Here is a 418-nt window from a genome sequence, read left to right as displayed (position 1 = left end):
ATGCGGGACTGGACTTTTGAGAACGACAACGGCAGGAACCCGCAGGCCGGGATTGCCCGCCGGTATGTGGAACACTGGGAGGATATGCGAGCCGACAATATCGGCTGCCTGTTCTGGGGCGGCGTGGGAACCGGGAAAAGCTACCTTGCGGGCTGTATCGCAAACGCCCTCATGGAGAAAGAAATCCCCGTCCACATGACGAATTTTGCCCTTATCCTCAATGACCTTGCCGCCAGCTTTGAGGGGCGCAACGAGTACATTTCCCGCCTTTGCCGCTATCCGCTGCTTATCATTGACGACTTCGGCATGGAGCGCGGAACCGAGTACGGGCTGGAACAGGTTTTCAATGTGATTGACAGCCGTTACCGCAGCGGCAAGCCGCTGATCGTCACGACCAACCTCACGCTGGACGACCTGC

General features: G+C 58.1%; 1 protein-coding gene. It reads left to right on the top strand.

Annotation, left to right across the window (positions count from 1 at the left end):
• The coding region (locus H6B31_RS16790) for an ATP-binding protein (RefSeq protein WP_204899536.1) at positions 1-418 on the top strand (418 nt) is incomplete at both ends.

This window comes from Pseudoflavonifractor capillosus (assembly GCF_016899775.1).
In the GTDB taxonomy this organism is placed as follows: domain Bacteria; phylum Bacillota; class Clostridia; order Oscillospirales; family Oscillospiraceae; genus Lawsonibacter.
This window is presented reverse-complemented; position numbering and strand designations above follow the sequence as displayed.